A 24,507-nucleotide genomic window follows, 5' to 3' on the forward strand; every position below is an offset into this window, starting at 1 on the left:
CCGGCCCCTTGTATCGGAATACAGTTTAGATATATCGGGTACATCGAATTATCGATATATCAAAATGGAGTCTAAATATGTTTCATCATTGGAAGGGCGGTCGTGGCCGTCATCATTTCGGCGAGGGTGACGGCGGCGAAGGCCTGCGTGGGCGCATGGGGCGCCACGGGCGTTCGGGGCGGATGTTCCAGCACGGCGATTTGCGCTTGCTGGTGCTGGCGCTGATCGCCGAGGCGCCGCGGCATGGCTATGAGCTGATCCGCGAGATCGAGGCGCGGCTGGGCGGCGCCTATGCGCCATCGCCCGGCGTCGTCTATCCGACGCTGACGATGCTCGAAGAACTCGGCCTCGTCACCAGCGCGGTCACCGAAGGCACCAAGCGCCAGTACACGATCACCGACGCCGGCACCGCTCACCTCGCCGAAAACGCCGCAACGGTCGAGGCGATCTATGACCGCATCGCCAACGCCGGCAACCCGGCCGACTTCGGGCCGCAGGTGCTGCGCGCGATGGCCAACCTCAAGTTCGCGCTGCGCTTGCGGCTCGGACGCGGCGGGTTGAACGCGGCACAGGCGGCGAAGATTGCCGCGGCGCTCGATGCCGCGGCGCTCGAAATCGAAAAGGCCTGAGCCGTGGCGGAGGCTGTCGCGGTCATCGCCACGCCCAACGGCTCGAAATACCTCCAGCAGCTGTGCAAGCATTGGTCGCACAAGCTGGAGACCGAGTTCGATGCAGTGCGCGGCCGGGTCAATTTCGAGGTGGCGGCGGCGCATTTTGCCGCTGCCACCGACGCGTTGACGGTGACGGTGGCGGCACCCGACGCGACGACGCTCGAAAGCATCGAGGCCGTGGTCGCCAGCCACCTGCAGCGCTTCGCCTTCCGCGAGCCGCTGGGTATCGACTGGGTGCGGGGTTAGCGAGCGCCGAATAGTCGAGAGTTTAAGGGCCTCCGGCGGGCAGGCCTGAGGCCTGCACCCGATTGTTATGCGCTCTTCAAATGGGTGCAGGCCTCAGGCCTGCCCGCCGGAGGTCCTTCTCTTAGCCGTACAGCTTGTCGAGCCGCTCGGCGTAAATCTGCTTGAGCACGTGCCGGCGGATCTTGAGGCTCGGCGTCATCTGCAGGTTTTCCACCGTGAAGGGTGCGTCGGCGATGATGACGCGGCGGACTTTTTCGACTGTCGCGACATTGGCGTTGACGCGGTCGACGGCGGCCATCAGCGCGCTGCGGAATTCGGGTTCGTCTTTCAGTTTGGCGGGGTCGGTGGGCATGCCCTTTTCGCGCGCCCAGCTCATCGCCCATTCGGGATCGGGGACGACGACGCCGACCAGATACGGCCGGCGGTCGCCATAGACCATCGCCTGGACGATTTCGGTCTGCAGCGTCAGCATGCCTTCGACGCGCTGCGGCGCGACATTGTCGCCCTTGTCGTTGACGATGATGTCCTTCTTGCGGTCGGTGATGACGATGTGGCCGTCTTCGTCGATATGGCCGATGTCACCGGTCAGCAGCCAGCCGTCCTGCAGGACCTTGGCGGTGTCCTCCTCGTTCTGCCAATAGCCGTGCATGACGAGCTCGCCGCGCACCAGGATTTCGCCGTCGGCGGCAATCTTGACCTCGACGCCGTCGAGTGCCGGGCCGACGGTGTGGATCTTGATGCGGCGGCTCGGGCGGTTGCACGAAATTAGCGGCGCGGCTTCGGTCTGGCCGTAGCCCTGCAGCAGCTTGATGCCGAGCGATTCGAAGAACAGCCCGACTTCGGGGTTGAGCGGCGCGCCGCCCGACACCAGCGCCTTGAGGTTGCCGCCGAAGCGCTGCTGGACCTTGTGGCGCACGGTCTTGTCGAGCAGCGCGTCGAACGGCCGCTCCCAGAACGGCAGCCCCTGGTTCTCGTAGCGCTTGCGGCCGAGCCGCATCGCCTGGTTGAACATCACGACAGCGATGCCGCCCTGCTTTTCGATGGTCTTGACGATGCGCGCGCGCAGCACTTCGAATAGCCGCGGCACGACCACCATCAGCGTCGGCTTGACCTCCTCCATGTTGGCGGCGAGCTTTTCGAGGCCCTCGGCGTAATAGATGCTGGCGCCGAGCCCGATCGGCACGAACTGGCCGCAGGTGTGTTCATAGGCGTGGCTCAGCGGCAGGAACGACAAGAAGCTGTCGGGGTCGGGCGGGAAGTCTTCGGCAATGACGCGGATGGCGCTGGCGACATTGCACAGGATGGCGCCGTGGTGCTGGCGGACGCCGCGCGGCGCGCCGCCGGTGCCCGAGGTATAGATCAGGCAGGCGAGGTCGCCGCGCTTGGCGGTTTGTGCGGCGCGCGTTGCCGCGACATTGGCGGGGTTTTCGGCAATCAGCGTCTGCCACTGGTGCAGCGTCGCGCCGCTTTCCTGACCGATGCGCAGTGCCTCGATGCCGATGACGGTTCGGCATTCCTTTGAGCGGTAGACCGCGGCGAGCAAGGTCTTGGCGAGCTTGGTGGTCGAGACGATCGCCGCGACGGCGCCACTGTCATCGAGGACGTGGAGATGGTCGGATTCGGTGTTGGTGATGTAGGTCGGCACCGTCACCGCGCCCGCCGCCATGATGGCGATGTCGGCGAGGCACCATTCGGGGCGGTTTTCGCTGACCAGCATGACGCGGTCGCCGGGCTTGATACCAATGCCGCGCAGGCCGGCGGCGAGGCTCGACACAGTCTCGGCGGCCTGCCGCCACGAAATCGGCACCCAGGCGCCTTCGTGCTTGTGCGCCAGCATCACCGCGTCGCCAAGCCGTTCGGCCTGATCGAAGAACATCGTGACCAGATTGGGCCAGTTCGCGCACTTTTCGGCCGAGGTCAGCATGCCGTCGCTCCCGCAATTATTGTTATCGGCTGCTTATAGCCCGAGCGCGACGCCTTCGCTACGCGGGTCAGCGCCGCCGCGCCAACCGCCGGCGACGCGTTCGATGCCGTTCGCCTTGTACGGCAAGGACGTCACGGTAATCTCGCTATGACCGAGCGCCTTGAGCTGCGGGATCATCGCCGCCAGCGGCGCGCCCTGCGGGCTCGATTCGATGATCAGCCGGTTATCGAACACCATCATCACCGGCAGCGCGATTGCGTCCTGCACCGGTCTTTTCCAGTCGAGTACCGCGATGATCGATTTCGCCACCTGCGCCGGAATCGTCGGGCCACCCGCGGCGCCGATAGACAGCAGCACGTGACCCTTGTCATCATAGACGATGGTCGGTGTCATCGACGAGCGCGGGCGTTTGCCGGGCTCGACGCGGTTGGCGACGGGTACGCCGTCGACCACTGGGATGAAGTCGAAATCGGTGAGTTCGTTGTTGAGCACGAAGCCGCCCGAAATCAGTCCCGACCCGAACGAGCCTTCGACGGTCGAGGTCAGTGACGCAACATTGCCGCGCGCGTCGACAGCGGAGAAGTGCGATGTCGACGGCACTTCGTTGCTGGTGCCGGCCTTGCGCGGCGGCGCACCGCGCGGGCGTCCGGCGCTGACCGTCGCCATCGTGCCGGTGGCGCTGATCAGGTTGCCGCGGCTGCGGATATAGCCGGCGTCAATCAGCCCGGCGGTCGGCACCTGCACGAAGTCGGGATCGCCGACGAACGCGGCGCGGTCGGCAAACGCCAGCCGCTCGCTTTCGGCGAGCAGGTGCCAGGCGACGGGGTTGTCGGCGCCCAATGCGGCGAGGTCGAAGCGCTGGAGCTGGCCGAGAATCTGGATGACCGCGATGCCGCCCGATGACGGCGGCCCCATGCTGCAAATCTTGTAGCTGCGGTATTTGCCGCATACTGCTGGCCGCGCCTTGGCGGTGTAGCCCGCGACATCGGCGCGCGTCATGCCCGACGGGTTCATCGTCGAGGTTGTTACCGCCGCGACCAGCGCGTCGGCATTCGGGCCGGTGTAGAAGGCCTTGGGGCCAGCAGCCGCAATGGCTTCCAGAGTGCGCGCCAACGGTTCGTTGACGATGCGGCTGCCGACCGGTTTGGGGCTGCCATCGGGCAGCAGGTATAGCGCCGCGCCTTCGCGGGTGCGCGCCAGGTTCTTCGCCTGCGCCGCGACGCCCGCCGCCATGCGCGGCGACATGACGAAGCCGCCACGTGCCAATGCAATCGCCGGTTCGAACAGCTTGGCCCAGGGTAGCGTACCGAGCTTGGCATGTGCCATTGCCAGCATCGCGATGTTGCCGGGGACGCCGACGCTCTTGCCGCCGGGCTTGGCGACGCCGCCGGCGAGCGGCTTGCCGTCAGCGCCGAGGAACATTGTCGGGGTCGCCGACGCCGGTGCGGTTTCGCGGCCGTCGAAGCTCAGCACGCCGCCGCTGGCGGGTTGATAGACCAGCAGCCCGCCGCCGCCGATGCCCGAGGATTGCGGCTCGACCACCGACAGCGCCAGCAAGGTCGCGGCACTGGCGTCGAATGCGGAACCGCCGGCGCGCAGCATCGCGACACCGGCTTCGGCGGCACGGTAGTCGGCGGCAGAAACCATCGCGGTGGATACACCGGCGACCGGGGTGGCAGCAGAAGTCGAGGCAGGCGGGGCAACAGGTGTCGTCGCGCACGCCGACAACAACAGCGCCGCCAGCAAAATCGGACCCTTCATACGTTCCCCCGGTCGTTGGCCGCGCGCAACGCGGCGCGGCGGTCGTATCGTCAGCTGTCTACCCCTACCGCTTCGGAAACGCGACGGAAACCATCACGTCGCAGCAGGCGCACCAGGTCGCGCTTGATATCGGTAATCAATTCCGGACCCTTGTAGACCAGCCCGGTATAAAGCTGGACGAGGCTCGCGCCGGCGCGGATTTTGGCATAGGCATCGGCGCCGCTGGAAATGCCGCCGACGCCGATCAGCGGCAGCTTGCCGCCGGTGGCGCGGCGGAAATCGCGCAAAATCGCCGTCGAGCGTTCCATCAGTGGCTTGCCCGACATGCCGCCGGCTTCATCGGCGTTCCTGCTCGTCAGACCGTCACGTGCCAGCGTGGTGTTTGAAATGATCAGCCCGTCGATCCCAGAACCGGTGATGACATCGGCGATATCGGCGACATCTTCGGGCTGCAGGTCAGGCGCGACCTTGACGAACAGCGGCAGCAGCAGCGGCCCGCGCGCGGCGATCACCGCCGAAACCAGCCGCGTCAGCTCGGCGCGGTCCTGCAGCGCGCGCAGCCCCGGCGTATTGGGGGAGGAGATGTTGACGGTGATATAGCTCGCCCAGCGCCCCATACCGCGCACGCCTGTCGCATAGTCGCGGATGCGGTCCACGCTGTCCTTGTTGGCGCCGACATTGACGCCGACCTGGCCGGGAAGGCCGTGGCGCGCTGCCAGCCGGTCGCGCACCGCCTCGAGCCCTTCGTTGTTGAAGCCGAGCCGGTTGATGACGGCCTCATCCTCGCGCAGTCGGAAGATGCGCGGGCGCGGGTTGCCGTCCTGCGGCTCGGGAGTAACGGTGCCGACTTCGGCGAACCCGAAGCCCAGCCGCAGCATGTCATCGGGGACTTCGGCGTTCTTGTCGAAGCCCGCGGCAATGCCGACCGGATTGGGAAAGGTCAGCCCGGCGACCGTTGTCGACAGCATCGGGTCATCGGGTTTGGCGGTTTTGCCCATCCCCATGCCGACCGCTGCGAGCGTCAGCCGATGCGCGCGTTCGGCATCGAGGAGGAACAACAGGGGTCGCAAGAGTCGAAACATCACATCACCATGGCAGGCCGCTCGGGACTGGTCAAAACCAGCAGCCACTTTTATGCACGGTGTAGGTTAATTTTTTGGAGGCTCATGTGTCGCGTCATTTCTTGCTCGCCGTTTCGGCGCTTGCCGTACTCGCCGCACCACTCGCTGCCGCACCCGCTGCGCCCGTTGCCGCGACGGCGGCAGTCGACCAGTCGGCGGCGCTCAACGCCTTCTTCGCCGATTATGACAAGGCAGCACTGGCGCGCTCGCCGATGCGCTCGGCATATCGCGGGCTAAAGACCGACTATGGCAAATGGGACGACATGAGCGATGCTGCCGAAGTCGCCGACCATGACTTCGACATGAAATGGCTCGCCGACATGCGCACGCGTTTCGCCGGCGCCAAGCTCGACCCGCAGGCCAAGCTGTCCTACGAACTGTTCGAAAAGACGATGGCGCGCCGCGACGGCGGCTTCAAATTTCGGCACGACGGCTATGTCTTCGACCAGATGAACGGCGCGCAGGCCGATTATCCGGCGTTTCTGATCAACATCCACCGCGTCGATACCAAGCAGGATGCGCTCGACTATGTCGAACGGCTCAAGGGCATCGGCCCGGCGCTCGACCAGAACATTGCGGTGTCTAACGAGCGCGCCAAAAACGGCGTGATGCCGCCGAAGTGGGTCTATCCGTTCGTCATTTCGGACGCGCAGAACATCATCAAAGGCGCACCGTTCGATAACGGCCCGGACTCGGCGCTCTATGCCGATCTCAAGGAAAAGGTCGCCAAGCTCGACATTCCGCAAGCCGAAAAGGACGCGATTATCGCCAGCGGCCGCACGGCATTGCTGACCTCGGTCAAGCCGGTCTATGAACGTGTCATCGCCGCGATGAACGCGCAGGAACCCAAGGCCGGCACCATCGACGGCGTCTGGCGCTTCAAAGACGGCGCCGCCTATTACAACGAGCGGCTGGCGAACTACACCACTACCGCGATCACCGCCGAACAGGTCCACCAGCTCGGCCTGCAGCAGGTCGCGCGCATCCATGACGAAATGCGCGGCATCATGCGCGAAGTCGGTTTCAAGGGCGACTTGCCGGCGTTCTTCAAGGAAATGCGCGGCAATCCGAAGTTCCTGCTGCCCGATACCGACGCCGGCCGCGCCGAATATCTCGCCACCGCCAACGCCGACATCCGCGAAGTCGAAGCCAAGCTGCCCAACTGGTTCGGCACGCTTCCCAAGGCAGCGCTCAAGGTCAAGGCGGTCGAAGCGTTCCGCGAAAAATCGGCAGGCAAGGCGTTCTACCAGTCGCCGTCGCAGGATGGCTCGCGGCCCGGTACCTACTATGTCAACCTCTACAAGATGGGTGACATGCCGACGACCGAGATCGAGGCGCTGGCCTATCACGAGGGCATCCCCGGCCATCACCTGCAGCTCGCCATCGCCACCGAATTGAAGGACATCCCGCCATTCCGCAAGTTCGGCGGTTACACCGCTTATTCGGAAGGCTGGGGGCTGTATTCGGAGAAGCTGGCGAAGGACATGGGCCAGTACCGCAACCCGTATAGCGACTTCGGCCGCCTGCAGCTCGAACTGCACCGCGCGGTGCGCCTGGTTGTCGATAGCGGCATCCACTACAAGAAATGGAGCCGCGAGGACGCCGTCGCCTATGCGCTGGCGAATACCGCCGAGACGCCGGGCGCCATCCAGAAGGCAATGGAGCGCTACGTCGTGTATCCCGGCCAGGCGACCGCCTATATGATCGGCCGTCTGAAGATTTCGGAACTGCGCGCGCGTGCCGAAAAGGCGCTTGGGGACAAGTTCGATATCAAGGCGTTCCACGATGTCGTGCTGACCAACGGCGCGGTGCCGCTCGACGTGCTTGAGGCCAATGTCGATGCGTGGATTGCGGCGAAGAAGGCCTGAAGTCCGATAGAGCAAGAGCCTCCGGCGGGCAGGGACTTGTCCCTGCACCCGGTAGTTCGGCGCGGCGCCAGCACAACCGACGCCGCGATTGATGCGCCAACGCAAATTAATGGGTGCAGGGACAAGTCCCTGCCCGCCGGAGGCTCTTCAAATTCGATTCACCTTGAATTCCCGGGATGCCGTGCAACCCCGTCGCGTCCGCCGCCGTTAACGCAGCGGGCATGACCCGCAGGGATCGTCAGGCGCGTGGCCACGCCGCCTCATCATCCGTCCTTTACGGCCCGGTCGCCTGCAGGCGCGCCGGGCCGTTTTTTTGGGGGTGCGACAGTCACTTTGCTTGACTTGCCCCCCATGCTCCCCACATAAGCCGGACGAAATTAGTCCTGTTTTGCTGCACACCCTGAAAGGTGCTGATGATCCGGCTGACCAACCTTGCCGATTATGCGGTTGTCGTGATGACTGCGGCGGCCAAATCGCCCGAGCGCCGGCTGTCTGCGCCCGAGGTGGCGCTGGTGACGGGGATTCCGGTGCCGACGGTGGCGAAGCTGATGGGCACGCTGGCGCGCGCCGGGCTGCTGGCGGCGTCGCGCGGCGCCGGTGGTGGTTTTCAGTTCTGCCGGCCGGCGGCCGAGGTCAGCATCGCGGCGATTATCGAGGCGGTCGATGGCCCGATTGCACTGACGCAGTGCCAGCATCCCGCCGATGGCGTCACCGCTAGCGATTGCAGCATCGGCAGTTCGTGCAGCGTCCGCGGCCATTGGGCGCCGATCAACCGCGCGGTGCGTGATGCGCTGGGCGCGGTGACGCTCGCCGACCTGATCCAGCCGGTTGTCGCGCGTGAAAGTGTAACGGCATGACCGACGATACCCGCACGCTTGACGTCAACGCCGAAGCCCAGGGCGCGGTCGATGACCTTGCGAACTACAAATGGGGCTTTGTCAGCGACATCGAATCCGAAATGGCCCCCAAGGGGTTGAACGAGGACACCGTCCGCTACATTTCGGCGAAGAAGGGCGAGCCGCAGTGGCTGCTCGACTGGCGCCTCAAGGCCTACCGGCTGTGGCTGACGATGGAGGCACCCGACTGGGCCAAGCTCGATATCGCGCCGATCGATTATCAGGACGCCTATTATTACGCCGCGCCCAAAGCCAAGCCGTCGCTGGCGTCGCTCGACGAACTCGATCCTGAAATCCGCCGCACCTATGAAAAGCTCGGCATCCCGATCGAGGAGCAGAAGATGCTCGCCGGCGTCGAAGGTTCGCGGCGGATTGCTGTCGATGCGGTGTTCGATTCGGTCAGCGTCGCCACCACCTTCCGCGCCGAACTTGAACGCGCCGGCGTCATCTTCCGCTCGATCAGCGAGGCGGTGAAGGAATATCCGGAGCTGGTGCGCAAGTACCTCGGCTCGGTCGTGCCGCAGCGCGACAACTATTTTGCGGCGTTGAACAGCGCGGTCTTTTCCGACGGCACCTTCGTCTACATCCCCGAAGGCGTGCGCTGCCCGATGGAGCTTTCGACCTATTTCCGCATCAACGCCGCCAACACCGGGCAGTTCGAGCGCACGCTGATCGTCGCCGACAAGGGCAGCCATGTCAGCTATCTCGAAGGTTGCACGGCGCCGATGCGCGACGAGAACCAGCTCCACGCCGCGGTCGTCGAGCTGGTGGCGATGGACGATGCCGAGATCAAATATTCGACCGTCCAGAACTGGTACCCCGGCGACAAGGACGGCAAGGGCGGCATCTACAATTTCGTCACCAAGCGCGCGAACTGCCTCGGCAAGCGCAGCAAGGTCAGCTGGACGCAGGTGGAGACCGGCAGCGCGATCACCTGGAAATACCCGTCGTGCGTGCTTTCGGGCGACGACTCGGTCGGTGAATTCTACTCGGTCGCGGTCACCAACAACCGCCAGCAGGCCGACACCGGCACCAAGATGATCCACCTCGGCAAGCGCAGCCGCAGCACCATCGTCAGCAAGGGCATTTCGGCGGGCCGGTCGAACAACACCTATCGCGGGCTGGTGCGCGTCGCGTCGGGCGCCGAAGGCGTACGCAACTTCACTCAGTGCGACAGCTTGCTGCTGGGCGACGCCTGCGGCGCGCACACCGTGCCGTATATCGAAGTGCGTAACCCGTCGGCGCAGATCGAACACGAAGCCACCACGTCGAAGATCAGCGACGACCAGCTGTTCTACACGATGTCGCGCGGCCTCAACGCCGAGGAAGCCGTAGCGCTGATCGTCAACGGCTTCTGCCGCGACGTGATGATGCAACTGCCGATGGAGTTTGCCGTCGAGGCGCAGAAGCTGCTCGGCATCAGCCTCGAAGGGAGTGTCGGATGAAACGCAATCTGCTTGGCGCCGTCGCGCTCACCCTCGCACTTGCTGCCTGCGGCAAGCCGCCGCCGCGCGCCGATGTGCCCGGCCAGGACGCGCGCGCCGCGATGGACAAGGCCGCTGCAGTCTATGCCGAATGCGTCGACACCGCCGCGAACAGCATCGATCTCGCGCAGTTCAAATCGGGTGACATGCAGGCCGGCACCGCCGCCAGCCAGATCATCAAGGGTTGCGCCGATGCGCGCACCGCGCTGATCGCCAAGGTCTATGACGTGCGTCGCATCGGCTATCCCAAGGAAGAAGAGCGCGTGTCGCATTCGGTCGCCGAACAATCGGTCGATGCCATCGAAGGCGAGCTGCGCGAACGCGCCGTCGTCGCGATTGTCAGCCGCCAGGTCGGCACCACCGCACCTACCGCCGAAAAGGCCAAGTAATGCTCGAAATTCGTGACCTGCACGCCACCGTCGACGGCAAGGCGATCCTCAACGGACTGACGCTGTCGATAGGCGACGGCGAGGTTCATGCCATCATGGGGCCCAACGGCGCCGGCAAATCCACCTTGTCCTACGTGCTTGCCGGTCGCGCCGGATACGAGGTCACCAGCGGCAGCGTGACGCTTGCCGGGCAGGATCTGCTGGCGCTCGACGCGCATGAACGCGCCGCGGCCGGGCTGTTCCTCGGGCTGCAATATCCGGTCGAAATCCCCGGCGTGTCGAATCTGATGTTCCTGCGCACCGCGCTCAACGCGCAGCGCCGGATGCGCGGCGAGGCCGAAGCCTCGGGCGCCGAGTTCATGAAGCTGATCAAGGCCGAAGCGGAGGCCTTCGGGCTGTCGATGGACATGCTCAAGCGCCCGGTGAACGTCGGCTTTTCGGGCGGCGAGAAGAAGCGCAACGAGATGGTGCAGATGGCGGTGCTGGCGCCGAAGATGGCGGTGCTCGACGAAACCGATTCAGGGCTCGATATCGATGCGCTGCGCGTCGTTGCCGACGGCATCAACCGGCTGCGCGCGCCCGATCGTTCGACACTGCTCATCACGCATTACCAGCGCCTGCTCGACTATGTCGTGCCCGACCGCATCCATGTGCTCGTCGCCGGTCGCATCGTGCGTTCGGGCGGCCCCGAACTGGCGCTCGAACTCGAACGCGACGGCTATGTGGACATTGCCGCGTGACCGCACTGCCCACCCGCAGGCAGGAAGACTGGCGCTACAGCGACCTTGAGGCGCTGCGCGAAGTCTGGCCGCAGGATATCGCGACGACTCGCGCGCTGAGCGTCGCGGCGGGAGAAAGCGCGCGGCTCGATGACACGCTGACCGGCAGCGACTGGCACAATGAAACGGTCACCATCGACCTCGGTGCCGGCGCGACGCTTGACGGTATCATCGTCCAAGCGCGCGATAGCCTTGCGGTGACGACGCAGCACTACCGCATCAGCCTCGGCGCCGGCGCGCGCTGCACGCTGCATGTGCTCGCCACCGGCAGCCGCTTCGGGCGCATAGCCATCGACGTCGAAATGGGCGAGGCCAGCGACTTCAACCTCGGCGGCGTGATGATCGGCGGCGGCGCACAGACGCTCGAAATCGTCACGCATGTCGTGCACGCCCAGCCGCGCGCCACCAGCCGCCAGGTCGTGCGCAGCGTCGCGGGTGACACCGCGACGACCAGCTATCTCGGCAAGGTCGGCGTCGCGCGCAGCGCGCAAAAAACCGACTCGGCGCAGTCGGCGAAGGCGCTGCTGCTGACGCGCACCGCAACCGCGAATCTCAAGCCCGAGCTCGAAATTTTCGCCGATGACGTCAAATGCGCGCACGGCGCCAGCGTCGGCGCGCTCGATGCCAATGCGCTGTTCTATCTGCAAAGCCGCGGGCTCGATCCGGCGGCGGCGCGGGCGCTGCTGACGCGCTCGTTCCTCGCCGCCGCGTTCGCCGACCTCGACGACGAAGCCGCCGAGCGCCTGACCGATGCAGCGATTGCCGCGCTGGGGACCAACCAATGAACGCGCATCTTCCGCACGCCAGCCACCGCGCCGATTTCCCGGCGCTGGCCAATGACTGGGCCTATCTCGACACCGCCGCGACCGCGCAAAAACCGCAGGCGGTGATCGATGCGATCACCCGCGCTTACGGCGTCGATTATGCGACGGTGCACCGCGGCGTTTACGAACGCTCGGCGACGATGACGCAGAGCTTCGAAGCGGTGCGCGCCAAGGTCGCCGACTTCATCGGTGCGGCATCGGCGAACGAAATCGTCTTCACGCGCGGCGCTACCGAATCGATCAACATGGTGGCGCAGGCGTTCGGCGGCATGCAGTTGAAGCGCGGCGACCATATCCTGCTGACCGCGCTCGAACATCACAGCAATATCGTGCCGTGGCAGATGCTGCGCGGCGCTCTGGGGCTGGGCATCGATGTCGCGCCGTTGACGCCTGACGGCAAGATCGACACCGACGCGCTGATCGCGATGATTGGCCCGCGCACCAAGCTGGTGTCGGTCGCGCATGTGTCGAACGTGCTCGGCAGCGTCGCCGACGTGCGCCGCATTGCCGATGCCGCGCACGCCGCGGGCGCCAAGCTGCTCGTCGATGGCTGCCAAGCGGTGCCGCGGCTCAAGGTCGATGTGGCGGCGCTCGATTGCGATTTCTACGTGTTTTCGGGGCACAAGCTCTACGGCCCGACGGGCATCGGCGTGCTGTGGGCGCGGCCCGAGCTGCTGATGCGGATGCCGCCGACACAGGGTGGCGGCGCGATGATCGAAACCGTCACCTTCGAAGCGACGACCTATGCCAAGCCGCCGCAGCGCTTCGAGGCCGGCACGCCGCATATCGTCGGCGTCATCGGGCTCGGCGCGGCAATCGATTATGTGAACAGTATCGGGCTCGACACCATTGCGGCGCACGAAGCGCGGCTGGTCAAGGCGGCGCGTACGGCGCTCGCGGGGTTCGAGCGCGTGCAGCTTTACGGCCCCGAAGACAGCGCCGGCATCGTCAGCTTCAACGTCGCGGGCGTCCACCCGCACGACGTCGGCACCATCCTTGACGAAACCGGCGTCGCCGTCCGTGCCGGGCATCATTGCGCGCAGCCGCTGATGGCACTGCTCGGCGTGCCCGCTACGGCGCGCGCCAGCTTCGGCATTTACAACAACGCGTCCGATATCGAACGGCTGGCTATCGGTATCGCGCGCGTCATCAAGATCTTCGGCTAGCGGAGTAGACCAAGTGGCTGAACGCAAATTTGAAGTCGAGGAAGTCGAAAGCGCGCCCGAAGTGCCCAAGGCGCCGCCGGTCGGCAGCGCCGCCGTTGAGTCGCGCAAGCCGGATTTCCTCGAAGGCTTCATCCGCGAAAAGCCCGCAGCGACGCCCGCCGGCGAGCCCGGGGGCGACCTGTACGAAGCCGTAATCGACGCGTTGCGGTCGATCTACGACCCCGAAATTCCGGTCAACATCTATGACCTGGGGCTCATCTACAACGTCGAACTGGATGACGATCACGCGCTGGTGACGATGACGCTGACGACGCCGCACTGCCCGGTCGCCGAAACTATGCCCGGCGAAGTCGAACTGCGCGTCGGCAGCGTGCCGGGAATCGGTTCGGCCGAGGTCAATCTCGTCTGGGATCCGCCGTGGGATCCGGCGAAGATGAGCGACGAAGCCAAGTTAGAGATGGGAATGCTGTGATGGAAACCGTCACCACCCCCCGCGTCCGTGCGCCGCGCCCGGCACCGATTACGGTCACTGAAAACGCTGCCAAGCGCATCGCCGACATCATCGCCAAGGCGCCCGAGCCGGCGGCCGGCGTGCGGCTGACGACACCCAAGCGCGGCTGTTCTGGACTGGCATATAGCCTCGCCTATGTGACGCAGCCCGCTGTCGGCGACGAACGCGTCGAAACGCCGGGCGGCACGCTGTTCATCGACGGCGGCTCGCTGATGTATCTGATCGGCAGCGTCATGGACTGGCAGGAAGACGACTTCACCGCCGGCTTCGTGTTCACCAATCCCAATGCCAAGGGCCAGTGCGGCTGCGGCGAAAGCTTCACCGTCTGACGATTCCCTGGCGCGCGGTGGCGGTGGCGCTGTTATGCCTGCCGCTCGGTAGTTGTCTTGTCGCGAGTGCGGTGACCACGGTCGTGCTGTTGCCGGTCAAGGTGGTCGGTGCCGGGATCGACGCGGTCGTCACCACTGATGCCGAAGCCGATCAAAAGCGCGGTCGCGAAGCACGCGAGGCCGAGGAAAAGGCCAAGAAGGCGCATGAGAAGCAGGCCAAGGCTGACGCAAAAGCCGCCAAGGACGCGGCGAAGGCCAAGCCCGGGGGCTAGCTGCCCGGCCCCAGCGCCGGATCGAGATCACGCGGGCGCACGAACGCACTGAGCTTCGCGCAGCCGTCATCGAGATCGGTCCAGCGTTCGACATTGCAATCGAGCACCGCCACCGTCGCGGTCGGGTATTTGACTTCGGCTTCGGCCCGCAGCGCGTCATCGTCGCCCGCCAGTAGCAGCACCAGATCTTCAAGTCCGGGGTTGTGGCCCACCATCAGCAGCCGCTCCACCTTGTCATCGGCAGCCTGCACGACTTCGAGCAAGGTCGCCGCCGACGCCAGATAGATGCGCGGTTCGAAACGTGGCTCGAGCCCGAAACCGATGCCGCGCTCGAACGCCTCGATGGTTTCACGGACGCGCTGGGCCGGTGACGCAACGACCGCGTCGAAATTTACCGCTTCATCGGCGAACCATTGCCCGATGCGCATCGCGGCGCGCTGGCCGCGCCGGCTGAGCTGCCGGTCGAAATCGCGTTCGACCGGATCATCGCCCGATTTGGCGTGACGCAACAGGATCAGTCTCTTCACGCAGCCGTTCTTCCCCACTCCGGGCCCCATCATGTAGCAGCGTTACGGCGCTGTAAAAGCGTGATGTTACAATTCGACTTGTTTTGCCAGCACCGGTGACGCCGTCTGCATCGCTGCGACCGCTGCCACCGCATCGTCGATGCCCAGCCTATCGACCGGCGTGCCCGGCGGGAAGGCGCTCAGCAGCCGCGACGGCACCGCGGGGCCGATCAGCACGAACGCGCCGTGATCATTGGCGCGGCGGATCAGCCGCCCGAACGCCTGCGCCAGCCGGCCCTGTGTTACTAGGTCATCGTACGCCGTGCCGCCGAACGCTGCGCGCCGCGCCGCGTGCAGCACCGTCGGGCGCGGCCACGGCACGCCTTCCATGACCACCAGCCGCAGCGATTGGCCCGGCACATCGACTCCGTCGCGCAGCGCGTCGGTGCCGAGCAGCGAGGATTTGGGTTCGGCGCGAAAGATGTCGACCAGCGTGCCGGTATCGATCGGATCGACATGCTGTGCGAACAGCGGCAGGCCTTCCTTCGCCAACCCGTCGACGATGCGCGCATGGACACTGCGCAGCCGCGCAATCGCAGTGAACAGCCCGAGCGTGCCGCCGCCCGCCGCCATGATCAGCCGGCGATAGGCGGTGGCGAGTGCCGGCAGGTCGCCGCGCTTGATGTCGGTGACGATGAGCACGCGGGCTTGCCCGGCATAGTCGAACGGGCTGTCGACGGCGAAGCGCTGCGGCGGCAACGCCAGATGCGTCGCGCCGGTACGCAATTCGGTGTCGCGCCATGCATCGCCCGCCGTGTCGCCGCGTGCGCGCAATGTCGCCGAGGTGACCAGAACGCCATGCGCGGGTTCGAGCACGGCTTGCGCGAACGGCCGCGTCGGGTCGAGCCAGTGGCGATGGATGCCGACATCGAGTTCGCGGGCTTCGATGCGGTCGACAGCGAACCAGTCGATGAAGTCGGGTTCGGCCGGGCCGCCAAGCCGCGCCAGCAGCGCCACCCAGGCGCCGAGCGTCGTGGCGCGCAGCCGCAGCCCGCTGGCGGCGCCTTCGATGCGCGCACGCCCCGGTCCGTCGAGCCAGTCGGGGGCGTCGTCAAGGACCGCGACCAGCCGCGCTTCCAATGCCGCGAGCGGCGCGCGCAACGCTTCGAGCGCGGCGCTGGCGACGGCGGCGGCCTCGATGACGGCGGCGCTGACGTCGGCGACTTCGGTTTCGAGGCTGTAGCCGGCCTCGGCATTGTTGGCGCGCGCCAGCACCTGCGTGCGCACCGCGGAAAGCAGCGCTTCGATCGGCCCGTCGGGGCTGCCGCCGGTGATGCGGCCGCGCCAGTCCTCGCCGGGCAGCGCGCGCGCGGCGTGCCCGGCAGCTTCGAGCGCCAGCGCGCCGGCGTCGTCATAACTGATGATATCCGACAATCTCGCGGCAAGGCCTCGCCTTCGGCCGCGGCCGCCCTTTTCGGGGCCGAGGATCCAGCGCCGCAACTCGATGGCTTCGGCGGCGGTCAGGTGCAGCGAAAAGCTCGAATCGGCAGCGTCGAACAGGTGGTGGCCTTCGTCGAAGACGATGCGCGTCATCGCCGCGCCTTCGGCCTTGCCGCGTACGGCGTTGACCATCACCAGCGCGTGGTTGGCGATGACGAGGTCGGCGCCGACGCTGGCGCGCGTCGCCTTTTCGATGAAGCAGGTGCGGTAATGCGGGCAGCCGGCGTAGATGCATTCGCCGCGCTGGTCGGTCAGCGCGCGCGCCGCGTTGCGCGGGAACAGCGGGCCGAGCCAGCCGGGCAGGTCGCCGCCGACCATGTCGCCGTCGCGGCTGTATTCGGCCCAGCGCGCCGCCAGCAGCGCGAATACCGCGGCGCGGCCCGAAAAGCCGCCTTGCACCGCGTCCTCGAGATTGAGCAGGCACAGGTAATTTTCGCGGCCCTTGCGCACCACGACCTTACCGCGCTTGGCGACCGGTTCCGGGTAGGCGCGTTCGGTTTCGTGATCGAGCTGGCGCTGCAGCGCCTTGGTATAGGTCGACAGCCAGACGGTGCCCTGCGCCTGTTGCGCCCATAGCGACGCCGGCGCGAGATAGCCGAGCGTCTTGCCGATGCCGGTGCCGGCTTCGGCGAGCACGACATTGGGGGCATTCGCCATCTGGCGCGGGCGGAACGCGAACCCCGCCGCATGCGCATAGCCGCGCTGGCCGTCACGGCGTTCTGCGCCGATACCGAGCAGCCGGTCGAGCGTCGCGTCGATGGCGCCGTTGCTGAGTGCGACATCGGCGGGACGCGGGCGCGGCGGCGTTTCCTCCCACTTTTCGAGCTTGGTGAACAGGCTGCGTTCGGGACGCGGCGGCGGCTTGAGCCGCCGCAGGATTTCGGGCGCCCAGTTCCAGCCATGGCGCGCCAGCGCCTGCGCCAGTGCATGCGCGCCGTGACGTTCGGCCCAGTCTGGGGCATCGAGCACGTCCAGCAGATATGCCGCCGCAACCTGCAGGAACGCCGCTTCCTCGGCGCCGTCGGCGGGGGCGGCCAGCCCCAGCGTCGCCGCCAGCCCATAGGCGGTGGGTACGGTAAAACGCGCCGGATAGACGAACGCGAACAGTTCGAGCAGGTCGAAGCCGCCGAGTTCGGGATAGCCGAGCCGGCTCGCGGTGACCGGCGCGCCGAGCAGCAGATGTGGTGCATCGGCGGCGGCGCGCACCGCCGCGCCGCGGGTGACGGGCTGCGTGCTGCCATCGGCACTGCGAATCCACGCTCCTAGATGGTTGGCGACAAGCGCAGGCTGCGGGAAGGTGGACGGCATCCGCCGACTTTAGGCAAAGCGGAACATAACGCAAACAAAGAAAGTGCCCTTCACGCGCGCCGCGGCCGTTTACCGCGCCGCCGTTACCTGTCACAACCCCGCGCGGAAAATGACCTGTTTAAGGATACGACAATGACGCAATCGAAGCTGGTAATCCGCGGTGGCCGGATCGTCGATGGCACCGGCGCCGACGGCTATCTCGGCGATGTGTTGATCGAAGACGGCACGATTGTCGCGGTCGGTGCAGTCGGCGCCACCGACGCCCGCGAAATCGACGCGCGCGGCATGGTTGTCGCCCCCGGCTTCATCGATATCCACACGCATTACGATCCGCAGATCTGCTGGGACCGGCTGGCGACGCCGAGCCTCGAACATGGCGTCACCACCGTGGTCATGGGCAATTGCTCGCTCAGCCTCGCGCCGGTGCGCCCGGCCACCAGCGGCGTCGAAGGTGGCAAGGTCAAGCTGATCAAGATGTTCGAGAAGATCGAGGACATCAAACAGGCGACGTTCGACCTTGCGGTGCCGTTCAACTGGGAAAGTTTCGGCGACTATCTCGATCATATCCGCCCCGGCCTCGGCATCAATGTCGGTGCGCTCGTCGGCCATTCGGCGATCCGCTATTATGTCATGGGTGCCGACAGTCAGGAACGCATCGCCACCGACGCCGAGATCGAGGCGATGTGCGAGCTGATGCGCGGCGCCATGGCGGCGGGCGCGATGGGGCTTTCGACCTCCTATGTCGATATCGACGAGGACGGCCGCCCGGTGCCGAGCCGGCTGGCGGACATGCGCGAGAAGATCGCGCTGTGCAAGGCGATGGCCGAAAGCGGCCGCGGCGTGCTGCAGACGGTGCCGTATTTCATCGATATCGAAAAGCAGCTCGAAAACATCGAGGAACTCGGCGACCTTAGCCTAGCGAGCGGCATCATGTGCTCGATCGCGCCGATCACCTACAGCCCGGTCGCACCCGAAAACTGGAAGCGTTCACTGGCCAAGCTGGAGGAGCAGCGCGCGCGCGGCGCCAAGGTGTTCGGCCAGTCGATGCCGCGCAGCTTCGACATCAACATCATCCTCTCCGAAACCTCGTTCCTGCTCTATCCGGTGCGCAAGTGGGACATGCTGATGAAGCTGCCGCTTGCCGAACGCATCATCGCCTTCGGTGATCCGGTGGCGCGGCCGGTGCTGGTCGAAGCGGCCGAACGGCGGATCATGCCGCTGCTGCGCAACATGGCGGTAGGCCGCGTCTATGCGCCCGAAAACGCGCGCTACCTTGGCCGCAAGCTGCTCGATATTTCCGCCGAAACCGGCAAATCGCCCGCCGACGTCATGCTCGACATCGCGGTTGCCGACGGGTTGCGCACCGAATTCCAGATTCGCGGCGCCATCCATGCCGATCCCGAAATCGTCAGCATCATCCTCGACCATCCGCTGATCCACATCGGCGGTTCGGACGCCGGCGCGCACGTCACGCAATTCTGCGGCGCCGGCGATACCTGCGACATGATCGAGCGCTACGTGCGCGAATTCGGCAAGATGAGCCTTGAACGCGCCGTCCACCGCATGACCGGCGAGCCGGCGCGCGACTGGGGCATCCGCGGCCGCGGCACGCTGGCGCCCGGCCAGGCCGGCGACGTGGTGATCTTCGACGCCGCAACGATCGCGCGTGGAGACGAGATTTTCGAAGACGATTTCCCCGGCGGCGCCAATCGCTATGTCCGCCATGCGACAGGCATCGACAAGGTCATCGTCAACGGCGCCGTGGTGGTCGACAAGGGCGCCTACACCGAAGCGCGCGCGGGCGTCATCGTCTGATACCGGCCACCGTGACCGGCGTCCGTTGCAGGCGAAACATCGCCCGGGGCGTGCCGGTCCGGTAACTGCCGCGCCGAACCGAGGAGAGCGCCAATGTCCCGTTCAACCCTATTGCTGCTGCTCGCCGGTAGCGGATTGTGTGCGCTGGTGGCATGCGATCACCGCGATGCACAGGCGCCCGCACCGGCGCCTGCCGCCACCGCCACTGCCGATGCACGATATCCCGACCGCGTCTATTGGGGCGACGAGCATGTCCACACCGCCTGGTCGGCGGATGCGGCGATGGCAGGCGCGACGCTCGACCCTGAAGCGGCGGTGCGCTTTGCCCGTGGCGAACAGGTCACGTCGAACACCGGGCAGCCGGCGAAGCTGCATCGCGCCTATGACTGGGTTGCAATCACCGACCACAGCGACGGCATGGGCGCGATCAACGAGATGCAGGCCGGCAACACCGACATGATGGCCGATCCGCAAATCAAGCGCTGGGTCGGGATGATGAACGCGGGTGGCGCGACAGGTAAGGCGGCACAGCGCGAAGTCGTCAACGCGCAGGCGACGAAGTCACTGCCGAAAATCCTGATGGACCCCAGATGGATGGTGTCAGCGTGGCAGAAGACCGTCGACATCATGGAAAAATACAATCAGCCCGGCAAATTCACCGCGTTCATCGCCTATGAATGGACGTCGAACGGCGAAAAGGGCGAGAACCTTCACCGCAACGTCATCTTCCGCGATGGCGCCGACAAGACGCGCGCCACGCCGCCGCTGACGACATTCCAGTCCACCGTACCCGGACGCGCCGGCACCGATCCCGAATCGCTGTGGAAGTGGCTGGGTGACTGGGAAACCAAAACCGGCGGTCAAGTGCTGGCGATTCCGCACAACGGCAACATGTCGAACGGCTGGATGTTCCGCGCTGCACGTTATGACGGCACCCCGATGACGCGCGAATGGGCCGAGGCGCGGGCGCGCTGGGAGCCATTGTACGAAGTCTACCAGATCAAGGGCACCGGCGAGGCCAACCCGAAACTGTCGCCGAATGACGAATTCGCCGATTTCAACATCTGGGACACCGCCGACCTCAACGGCAATCCCAAGCAGCCCGGCGACATCGATACCGAATATTGGCGGCAGGCGCTGCGGGACGGGATGAAGCACCAGGCGACGCTTGGTACCAACCCGTTCAAATATGGCGCGGCGGGCGGTACCGACACGCACACCGGGCTGCCGTCAGGGGGTGAGGAGAATAATTTCTGGGGCAAGTTCGCGGTCAACGAGCCCAAGGCCGGCCGCTGGAACCAGGTGTTCCGCAAGGAAGTCACCGGCCCGCGGCTAGATTGGACGATGGCGGCTGCCGGCATCACCGGAGTCTGGGCGACATCGAACACCCGCGCGGCCATCTGGGATGCGATGAAGCGCAAGGAAACCTATGCGTCATCGGGGCCGCGCATCACCATCCGCTTCTTCGGCGGCTATGGCCTCCCAGCCAAGGTGCGCGCCGCCGACATTGCCGCCACCGGCTATGCCAGGGGCGTGCCGATGGGAGGCGATCTCAAGCCCGCACCGGCGGGCAAGGCACCGGTGTTCGTGTTCGCCGCGATGAAGGACCCCGACGGCGCCAATCTCGACCGCCTGCAGATCGTCAAGGGCTGGGTCGATGGTCAGGGTGTCACGCACGAGAAGATCATCAACGTCAAATGGGGCGGCAATCGCAAGCTCGACGCGGCAGGCAAGTTGCCGTCGGTCGGAAACACCGTAGATCTGAACACCGCGACCTATACCAACAACATCGGCGCGACCGAACTCGTCGGCAGCTTCACCGATCCCGATTTCGATCCGAAGCTGCGGGCGTTCTATTACGTGCGCGTGCTCGAAATTCCGACGCCGCGCTGGACGCTGTATGACAGCGTCAAATACAAGGTGAAAATGGATGCCGCGGTGCCCATGGTGCAGCAGGAGCGCGCGGTAACGTCGCCGATCTGGTACAACCCAGCCTAGGCGCAATGCGGGGAGGCAAAGATGAAAAAAGCTCGCAGTGTCGCGCAGTTCGTGCGCGCAACATTGGTTGGCGGCGTGATCTTTCTGGTGCCGGTGCTGGTCATCGCGGTGCTGTTGCGCCACGGCATCAAGCTGGCTACCAAGCTCGCGGCGCCGCTGCTCAAGCACATGCCCGACTTGATCGGCGGAATCCTTGTCGCCGATCTGGTCGCGGCGACGCTGCTGCTGCTGCTGGCGTTTGCGGCCGGGCTGTTTGCGCGCACCAACCCCGGCCAGAGCATGATCCAGTGGGTCGAAAACAGCCTGATCGGCAGCCTGCCGCAGTTCAATTTTGTGCGCGGCGTAGCCGAAGGCGTCGGCGGCAGCGACGACCGCCATGTCGATGTCGTGCTGGTGCCGACCGACGCCGGACTCAACCTTGCCTTCGTGTTCGAACCGAGCGATGCGCCTTGGGTTGCGGTGTTCATCCCCGGCGCGCCCGACTGGCGGGCGGGCGGCGTGGCGTTTGTCGAACGCGCCAACATGCAGCCGGCGGGCATCGGCTTCATCGAGGCGATCAAGGTGCTGCGCAAGCTGGGCTCAGGCGCGCACAAGGTCATCGCGACGTTGGAGCGCGGTCCCGCCTGACGGCGCGGCTTAAGGGCTGACCCCTCGACTTTCAGCGCCGTCACCGGCAATAGGGCGCCATGACGACGACCGTATCCTCCGAAGTGCGCGCTGCCGCGCTTGTCTCCAAGGCCTGGCCATTCGAGGAAGCGCGCAAGCTGCTCGAACGCTACAAGGACGGCCCGCCGGCCAAGGGCCATGTGCTGTTCGAAACCGGCTACGGCCCGTCGGGGCTGCCGCACATCGGCACCTTCGGCGAAGTCGCGCGCACGACGATGGTGCGCCGCGCGTTCGAGCTGATGAGCGATATCCCGACGCGGCTGATTGCGTTTTCGGACGATATGGACGGGCTGCGCAAGGTTCCGGGCGGCATTCCCAACCCTGAACTGCTCGCGGCCAACCTCAACAAGCCGCTGACGCAGGTGCCCGATCCGTTCGGCACGCACGACAGCTTCGGCGCGCATAACAACGCGCGGCTGCGGGTGTTTCTCGATACCTTCGGGTTCGAGTATGAATTCCTGTCGTCGACCGACTGCTACAAGTCGGGGCGCTTCGATGCGACGCTGCTCGCAGTGCTGGCGAACTATGACGCGGTCATCGATGTCATCCTGCCGACGCTTGGGCCCGAGCGGCGCGCGACCTATTCGCCGTTCCTGCCGATCGACCCAGCCAGCGGCGACGTGTTGCAGGTGCCGCTCGTCGCGCGCGACGTGGCGGCGGGCACCGTCAGCTATGTCCGCCCCGGCACCAACGAGACCGTCACGGTTCCGGTCACCGGCGGCCATTGCAAGCTGCAGTGGAAGGTCGACTGGGCGATGCGCTGGGTGGCGCTCGATGTCGATTATGAAATGGCCGGCAAGGATCTGATCGACTCGGTGATGCTGTCGGGCAAGATCACCCGCGTGCTGGGCGCGCGGCCGCCCGAAGGCTTCAACTACGAACTGTTCCTCGACGCCGAAGGCACCAAGATTTCGAAGTCGAAGGGCAACGGGCTGACCATCGACGAGTGGCTGACCTATGCCGCGCCCGAAAGCCTGTCGCTGTACATGTACCAGAGCCCGCGCAAGGCCAAGCGGCTGCACTTCGACGTCATCCCCAAGGCGGTCGAGGAATATTACAGCTTCATCAAGGCGTTCCCCGACCAGCCGCTCGAACAGCAGCTCGGCAATCCGGTGTTCCACATCCACGGCGGCAAGCCGCCGAAGTTCGACCTGCCGCTGAGCTTCGGGCTGCTGCTCAATCTGGTGACCGTCGCCGGCACCAGCGATCCGGCGGTGCTGTGGGGTTTCGTCAGCCGCAATTTCCCCGGCACGACACCGGCGACGCATCCCGAAATCGACCGGCTGGTGGGCTACGCGATTGCCTATGCGCGGGATTTCGTCGTGCCGACGTTGGCGCGCCGTGCGCCGACCGCGCAGGAGCGTGCCGCGCTCGAAGACCTGTCGACGCGGCTTGCGGCAATTGGCGCGGGTGCGGACGCCGAAGCCTATCAGTATGAAGTCTACGAAACCGGCAAGGCGCATGGCTTTGAAAACCTGCGCGACTGGTTCAAGGCGCTGTATGAAATCCTCATCGGCACCAGCAACGGCCCGCGCATGGGCTCGTTCATCGCGCTCTACGGGCTCGATGAAACGCTGGCGCTGATCAACGAAAGCCTGTCATGAAATCTGTCCTCATCGCCGCCGCACTGTTGCTTGCCACGCCGGCGTTCGCCGCGCCCAGCGCTGCAAGTCTGTTCGCCGCGGGCAAATACCCCGAAGCTGTTGCCGCCGGCACGACCGAAGCCACGGCCGCATCGCTGATCATCGCTGGCCGCGCGCAGCTGCAGATCGCCGCCTACCAGACCAGCGACAAGGCGAAGGCCCGTAGCCTGATCGCCGCCGCCAACAGCAATTTCGACGCTGCCCTCGCTAAATCTCCGGGCAATGTCGATGCGACGCTGCAGAAGATCATCGCGCAGGGCTATGTCGCCAAGCTCGACCAGTCGCCCGGCGGCGCCAAGGCGATGAAGAAGGGGCTCGACGCCTTCCTCGCCGCGCACCCCGACAACGCCGTCGCCTGGGCGGTGCTCGGCGGCTGGAACGGCGGCGCTGTCGCGTCGGTCGGCAAATTCGTCGCGGGCACCATGCTCGGCGCCAACCTCGGCGGTATGACCAAGGCGTTCGATCGCGCCATGGCGCTGGCGCCGACCGACCCGGCACACCCGAGCTTCTACGCGCTGACCTTGCTCGACATCGATGATGACAATGCACCGCAGGCCAAGGCGCTGCTGACGCGTGCCGCCGCGATGCCCGCCACCGATGGCTACAGCATCGCGCTCAAGAACGCCGGCGGTGCGGTACTCAAGTTGCTCAATGCCGGTGACAACAAGGGCGCACAGGCAGCAGCGCGGCGCGTGTTGCCGTTCGGGATGCTGGGCAAGAGCTAATAGCCTCCGGCGGGCAGGGGCTTGCCCCTGCACCCATATGTTTGGGGCCGGTGCTGCGGGAACTGATACTGGTTGATTTGGCGCGGTCGGAAATCCGGGTGCAGG

Annotated in this window: 22 protein-coding genes; 17 read left to right on the plus strand and 5 right to left on the minus strand. The window is 65.8% G+C overall.

Going from position 1 to position 24,507, the window contains the following annotated elements; all coding sequences use genetic code 11:
• Positions 1-77: 77 nt before the first annotated feature.
• Both EUV02_RS12195 and EUV02_RS12200 read left to right on the plus strand, forming a co-directional pair.
• Entirely contained in the window at positions 78-629 is a 552-nt protein-coding gene (locus EUV02_RS12195; RefSeq protein WP_135246573.1) for a PadR family transcriptional regulator, read from the plus strand.
• Positions 630-632: 3 nt separating this feature from the next.
• Complete coding sequence (locus tag EUV02_RS12200) at positions 633-917, plus strand: DUF2218 domain-containing protein (RefSeq protein ID WP_135246574.1); 285 nt, start codon at positions 633-635, stop codon at positions 915-917.
• Between the two features lie 121 nt (positions 918-1,038).
• On the opposite strand, the gene EUV02_RS12205 is transcribed toward EUV02_RS12200, so the two are convergent.
• Genes EUV02_RS12205 through EUV02_RS12215 form a run of 3 tightly spaced genes read right to left on the minus strand, consistent with a single transcriptional unit; the run spans position 1,039 to position 5,684 of the window.
• Entirely contained in the window at positions 1,039-2,841 is a 1,803-nt protein-coding gene (locus EUV02_RS12205) for an AMP-dependent synthetase/ligase (protein ID WP_135246575.1), read from the minus strand.
• Positions 2,842-2,874: 33 nt separating this feature from the next.
• Positions 2,875-4,602: a gamma-glutamyltransferase gene (gene ggt, locus EUV02_RS12210; RefSeq protein WP_135246576.1), complete on the minus strand. Its 1,728-nt coding sequence runs from the start codon at positions 4,600-4,602 to the stop codon at positions 2,875-2,877.
• Positions 4,603-4,652: 50 nt separating this feature from the next.
• On the minus strand, positions 4,653-5,684 hold the full coding sequence (locus EUV02_RS12215; RefSeq protein WP_135246577.1) for a quinone-dependent dihydroorotate dehydrogenase: 1,032 nt from the start codon (positions 5,682-5,684) through the stop codon (positions 4,653-4,655).
• 86 nt (positions 5,685-5,770) lie between these two features.
• Here EUV02_RS12215 and EUV02_RS12220 point away from each other — a divergent pair, with 86 nt between their 5' ends.
• The 10 genes from EUV02_RS12220 to EUV02_RS12265 all read left to right on the plus strand — a co-directional run bounded on the left by EUV02_RS12220 (position 5,771) and on the right by EUV02_RS12265 (position 14,241).
• Positions 5,771-7,591, plus strand: a complete 1,821-nt coding sequence (locus tag EUV02_RS12220; RefSeq protein ID WP_135246578.1) for a DUF885 domain-containing protein — start codon at positions 5,771-5,773, stop codon at positions 7,589-7,591.
• Positions 7,592-8,004: 413 nt separating this feature from the next.
• On the plus strand, positions 8,005-8,448 hold the full coding sequence (locus tag EUV02_RS12225) for an SUF system Fe-S cluster assembly regulator (protein WP_243445898.1): 444 nt from the start codon (positions 8,005-8,007) through the stop codon (positions 8,446-8,448).
• A complete protein-coding gene (gene sufB / locus EUV02_RS12230) occupies positions 8,445-9,932 on the plus strand; it encodes a Fe-S cluster assembly protein SufB (protein ID WP_135246579.1) in 1,488 nt (495 codons plus the stop codon). The genes EUV02_RS12225 and sufB overlap by 4 nt, the downstream gene beginning before the upstream one ends.
• Positions 9,929-10,360 carry a hypothetical protein gene (locus EUV02_RS12235; RefSeq protein ID WP_135246580.1) on the plus strand — a complete coding sequence of 144 codons (432 nt, stop codon included), beginning with the start codon at positions 9,929-9,931 and terminating at the stop codon, positions 10,358-10,360. The genes sufB and EUV02_RS12235 overlap by 4 nt, the downstream gene beginning before the upstream one ends.
• Entirely contained in the window at positions 10,360-11,100 is a 741-nt protein-coding gene (gene sufC / locus EUV02_RS12240) for a Fe-S cluster assembly ATPase SufC (RefSeq protein WP_135246581.1), read from the plus strand. Before EUV02_RS12235 ends, sufC begins: the two co-directional genes overlap by 1 nt.
• Positions 11,097-11,924, plus strand: coding sequence for a SufD family Fe-S cluster assembly protein (locus EUV02_RS12245; protein WP_135246582.1), 828 nt, complete (start codon positions 11,097-11,099; stop codon positions 11,922-11,924). Before sufC ends, EUV02_RS12245 begins: the two co-directional genes overlap by 4 nt.
• On the plus strand, positions 11,921-13,129 hold the full coding sequence (locus EUV02_RS12250; protein ID WP_135246583.1) for an aminotransferase class V-fold PLP-dependent enzyme: 1,209 nt from the start codon (positions 11,921-11,923) through the stop codon (positions 13,127-13,129). The genes EUV02_RS12245 and EUV02_RS12250 overlap by 4 nt, the downstream gene beginning before the upstream one ends.
• Before the next feature lie 13 nt (positions 13,130-13,142).
• The gene (locus EUV02_RS12255; RefSeq protein ID WP_135246584.1) at positions 13,143-13,601 is read left to right on the plus strand and encodes an SUF system Fe-S cluster assembly protein; all 459 of its coding nucleotides are present in this window, start codon (positions 13,143-13,145) and stop codon (positions 13,599-13,601) included.
• Complete coding sequence (locus tag EUV02_RS12260) at positions 13,601-13,969, plus strand: HesB/IscA family protein (RefSeq protein WP_135246585.1); 369 nt, start codon at positions 13,601-13,603, stop codon at positions 13,967-13,969. The genes EUV02_RS12255 and EUV02_RS12260 overlap by 1 nt, the downstream gene beginning before the upstream one ends.
• Positions 13,970-14,040: 71 nt before the next feature.
• Positions 14,041-14,241, plus strand: a complete 201-nt coding sequence (locus EUV02_RS12265) for a hypothetical protein (protein ID WP_135246586.1) — start codon at positions 14,041-14,043, stop codon at positions 14,239-14,241.
• Here the strand turns inward: EUV02_RS12265 and EUV02_RS12270 are convergent.
• Positions 14,238-14,768 (minus strand): SixA phosphatase family protein, encoded by a 531-nt coding sequence (locus EUV02_RS12270; protein WP_135246587.1) that lies wholly within the window; start codon positions 14,766-14,768, stop codon positions 14,238-14,240. The genes EUV02_RS12265 and EUV02_RS12270 overlap by 4 nt on opposite strands.
• Before the next feature lie 66 nt (positions 14,769-14,834).
• Positions 14,835-17,555, minus strand: coding sequence for an ATP-dependent DNA helicase (locus EUV02_RS12275; RefSeq protein ID WP_135246588.1), 2,721 nt, complete (start codon positions 17,553-17,555; stop codon positions 14,835-14,837).
• 132 nt (positions 17,556-17,687) lie between these two features.
• On the opposite strand from EUV02_RS12275, the gene EUV02_RS12280 reads away from it, so the two are divergent.
• From EUV02_RS12280 to EUV02_RS12300, 5 genes are all read left to right on the plus strand, one after another.
• A complete protein-coding gene (locus tag EUV02_RS12280; RefSeq protein ID WP_166430618.1) occupies positions 17,688-19,370 on the plus strand; it encodes an N-acyl-D-amino-acid deacylase family protein in 1,683 nt (560 codons plus the stop codon).
• 93 nt (positions 19,371-19,463) lie between these two features.
• Positions 19,464-21,368, plus strand: coding sequence for a DUF3604 domain-containing protein (locus tag EUV02_RS12285; RefSeq protein ID WP_135246590.1), 1,905 nt, complete (start codon positions 19,464-19,466; stop codon positions 21,366-21,368).
• 21 nt (positions 21,369-21,389) lie between these two features.
• On the plus strand, positions 21,390-21,995 hold the full coding sequence (locus EUV02_RS12290) for a DUF502 domain-containing protein (RefSeq protein ID WP_135246591.1): 606 nt from the start codon (positions 21,390-21,392) through the stop codon (positions 21,993-21,995).
• A 59-nt stretch (positions 21,996-22,054) separates the two neighbouring features.
• On the plus strand, positions 22,055-23,638 hold the full coding sequence (locus tag EUV02_RS12295) for a lysine--tRNA ligase (protein ID WP_135246592.1): 1,584 nt from the start codon (positions 22,055-22,057) through the stop codon (positions 23,636-23,638).
• A complete protein-coding gene (locus EUV02_RS12300) occupies positions 23,635-24,402 on the plus strand; it encodes a hypothetical protein (RefSeq protein ID WP_135246593.1) in 768 nt (255 codons plus the stop codon). The genes EUV02_RS12295 and EUV02_RS12300 overlap by 4 nt, the downstream gene beginning before the upstream one ends.
• Positions 24,403-24,507: the final 105 nt, after the last annotated feature.

Source organism: Glacieibacterium arshaanense, assembly GCF_004681125.1.
Lineage (GTDB): Bacteria > Pseudomonadota > Alphaproteobacteria > Sphingomonadales > Sphingomonadaceae > Polymorphobacter_A > Polymorphobacter_A arshaanense.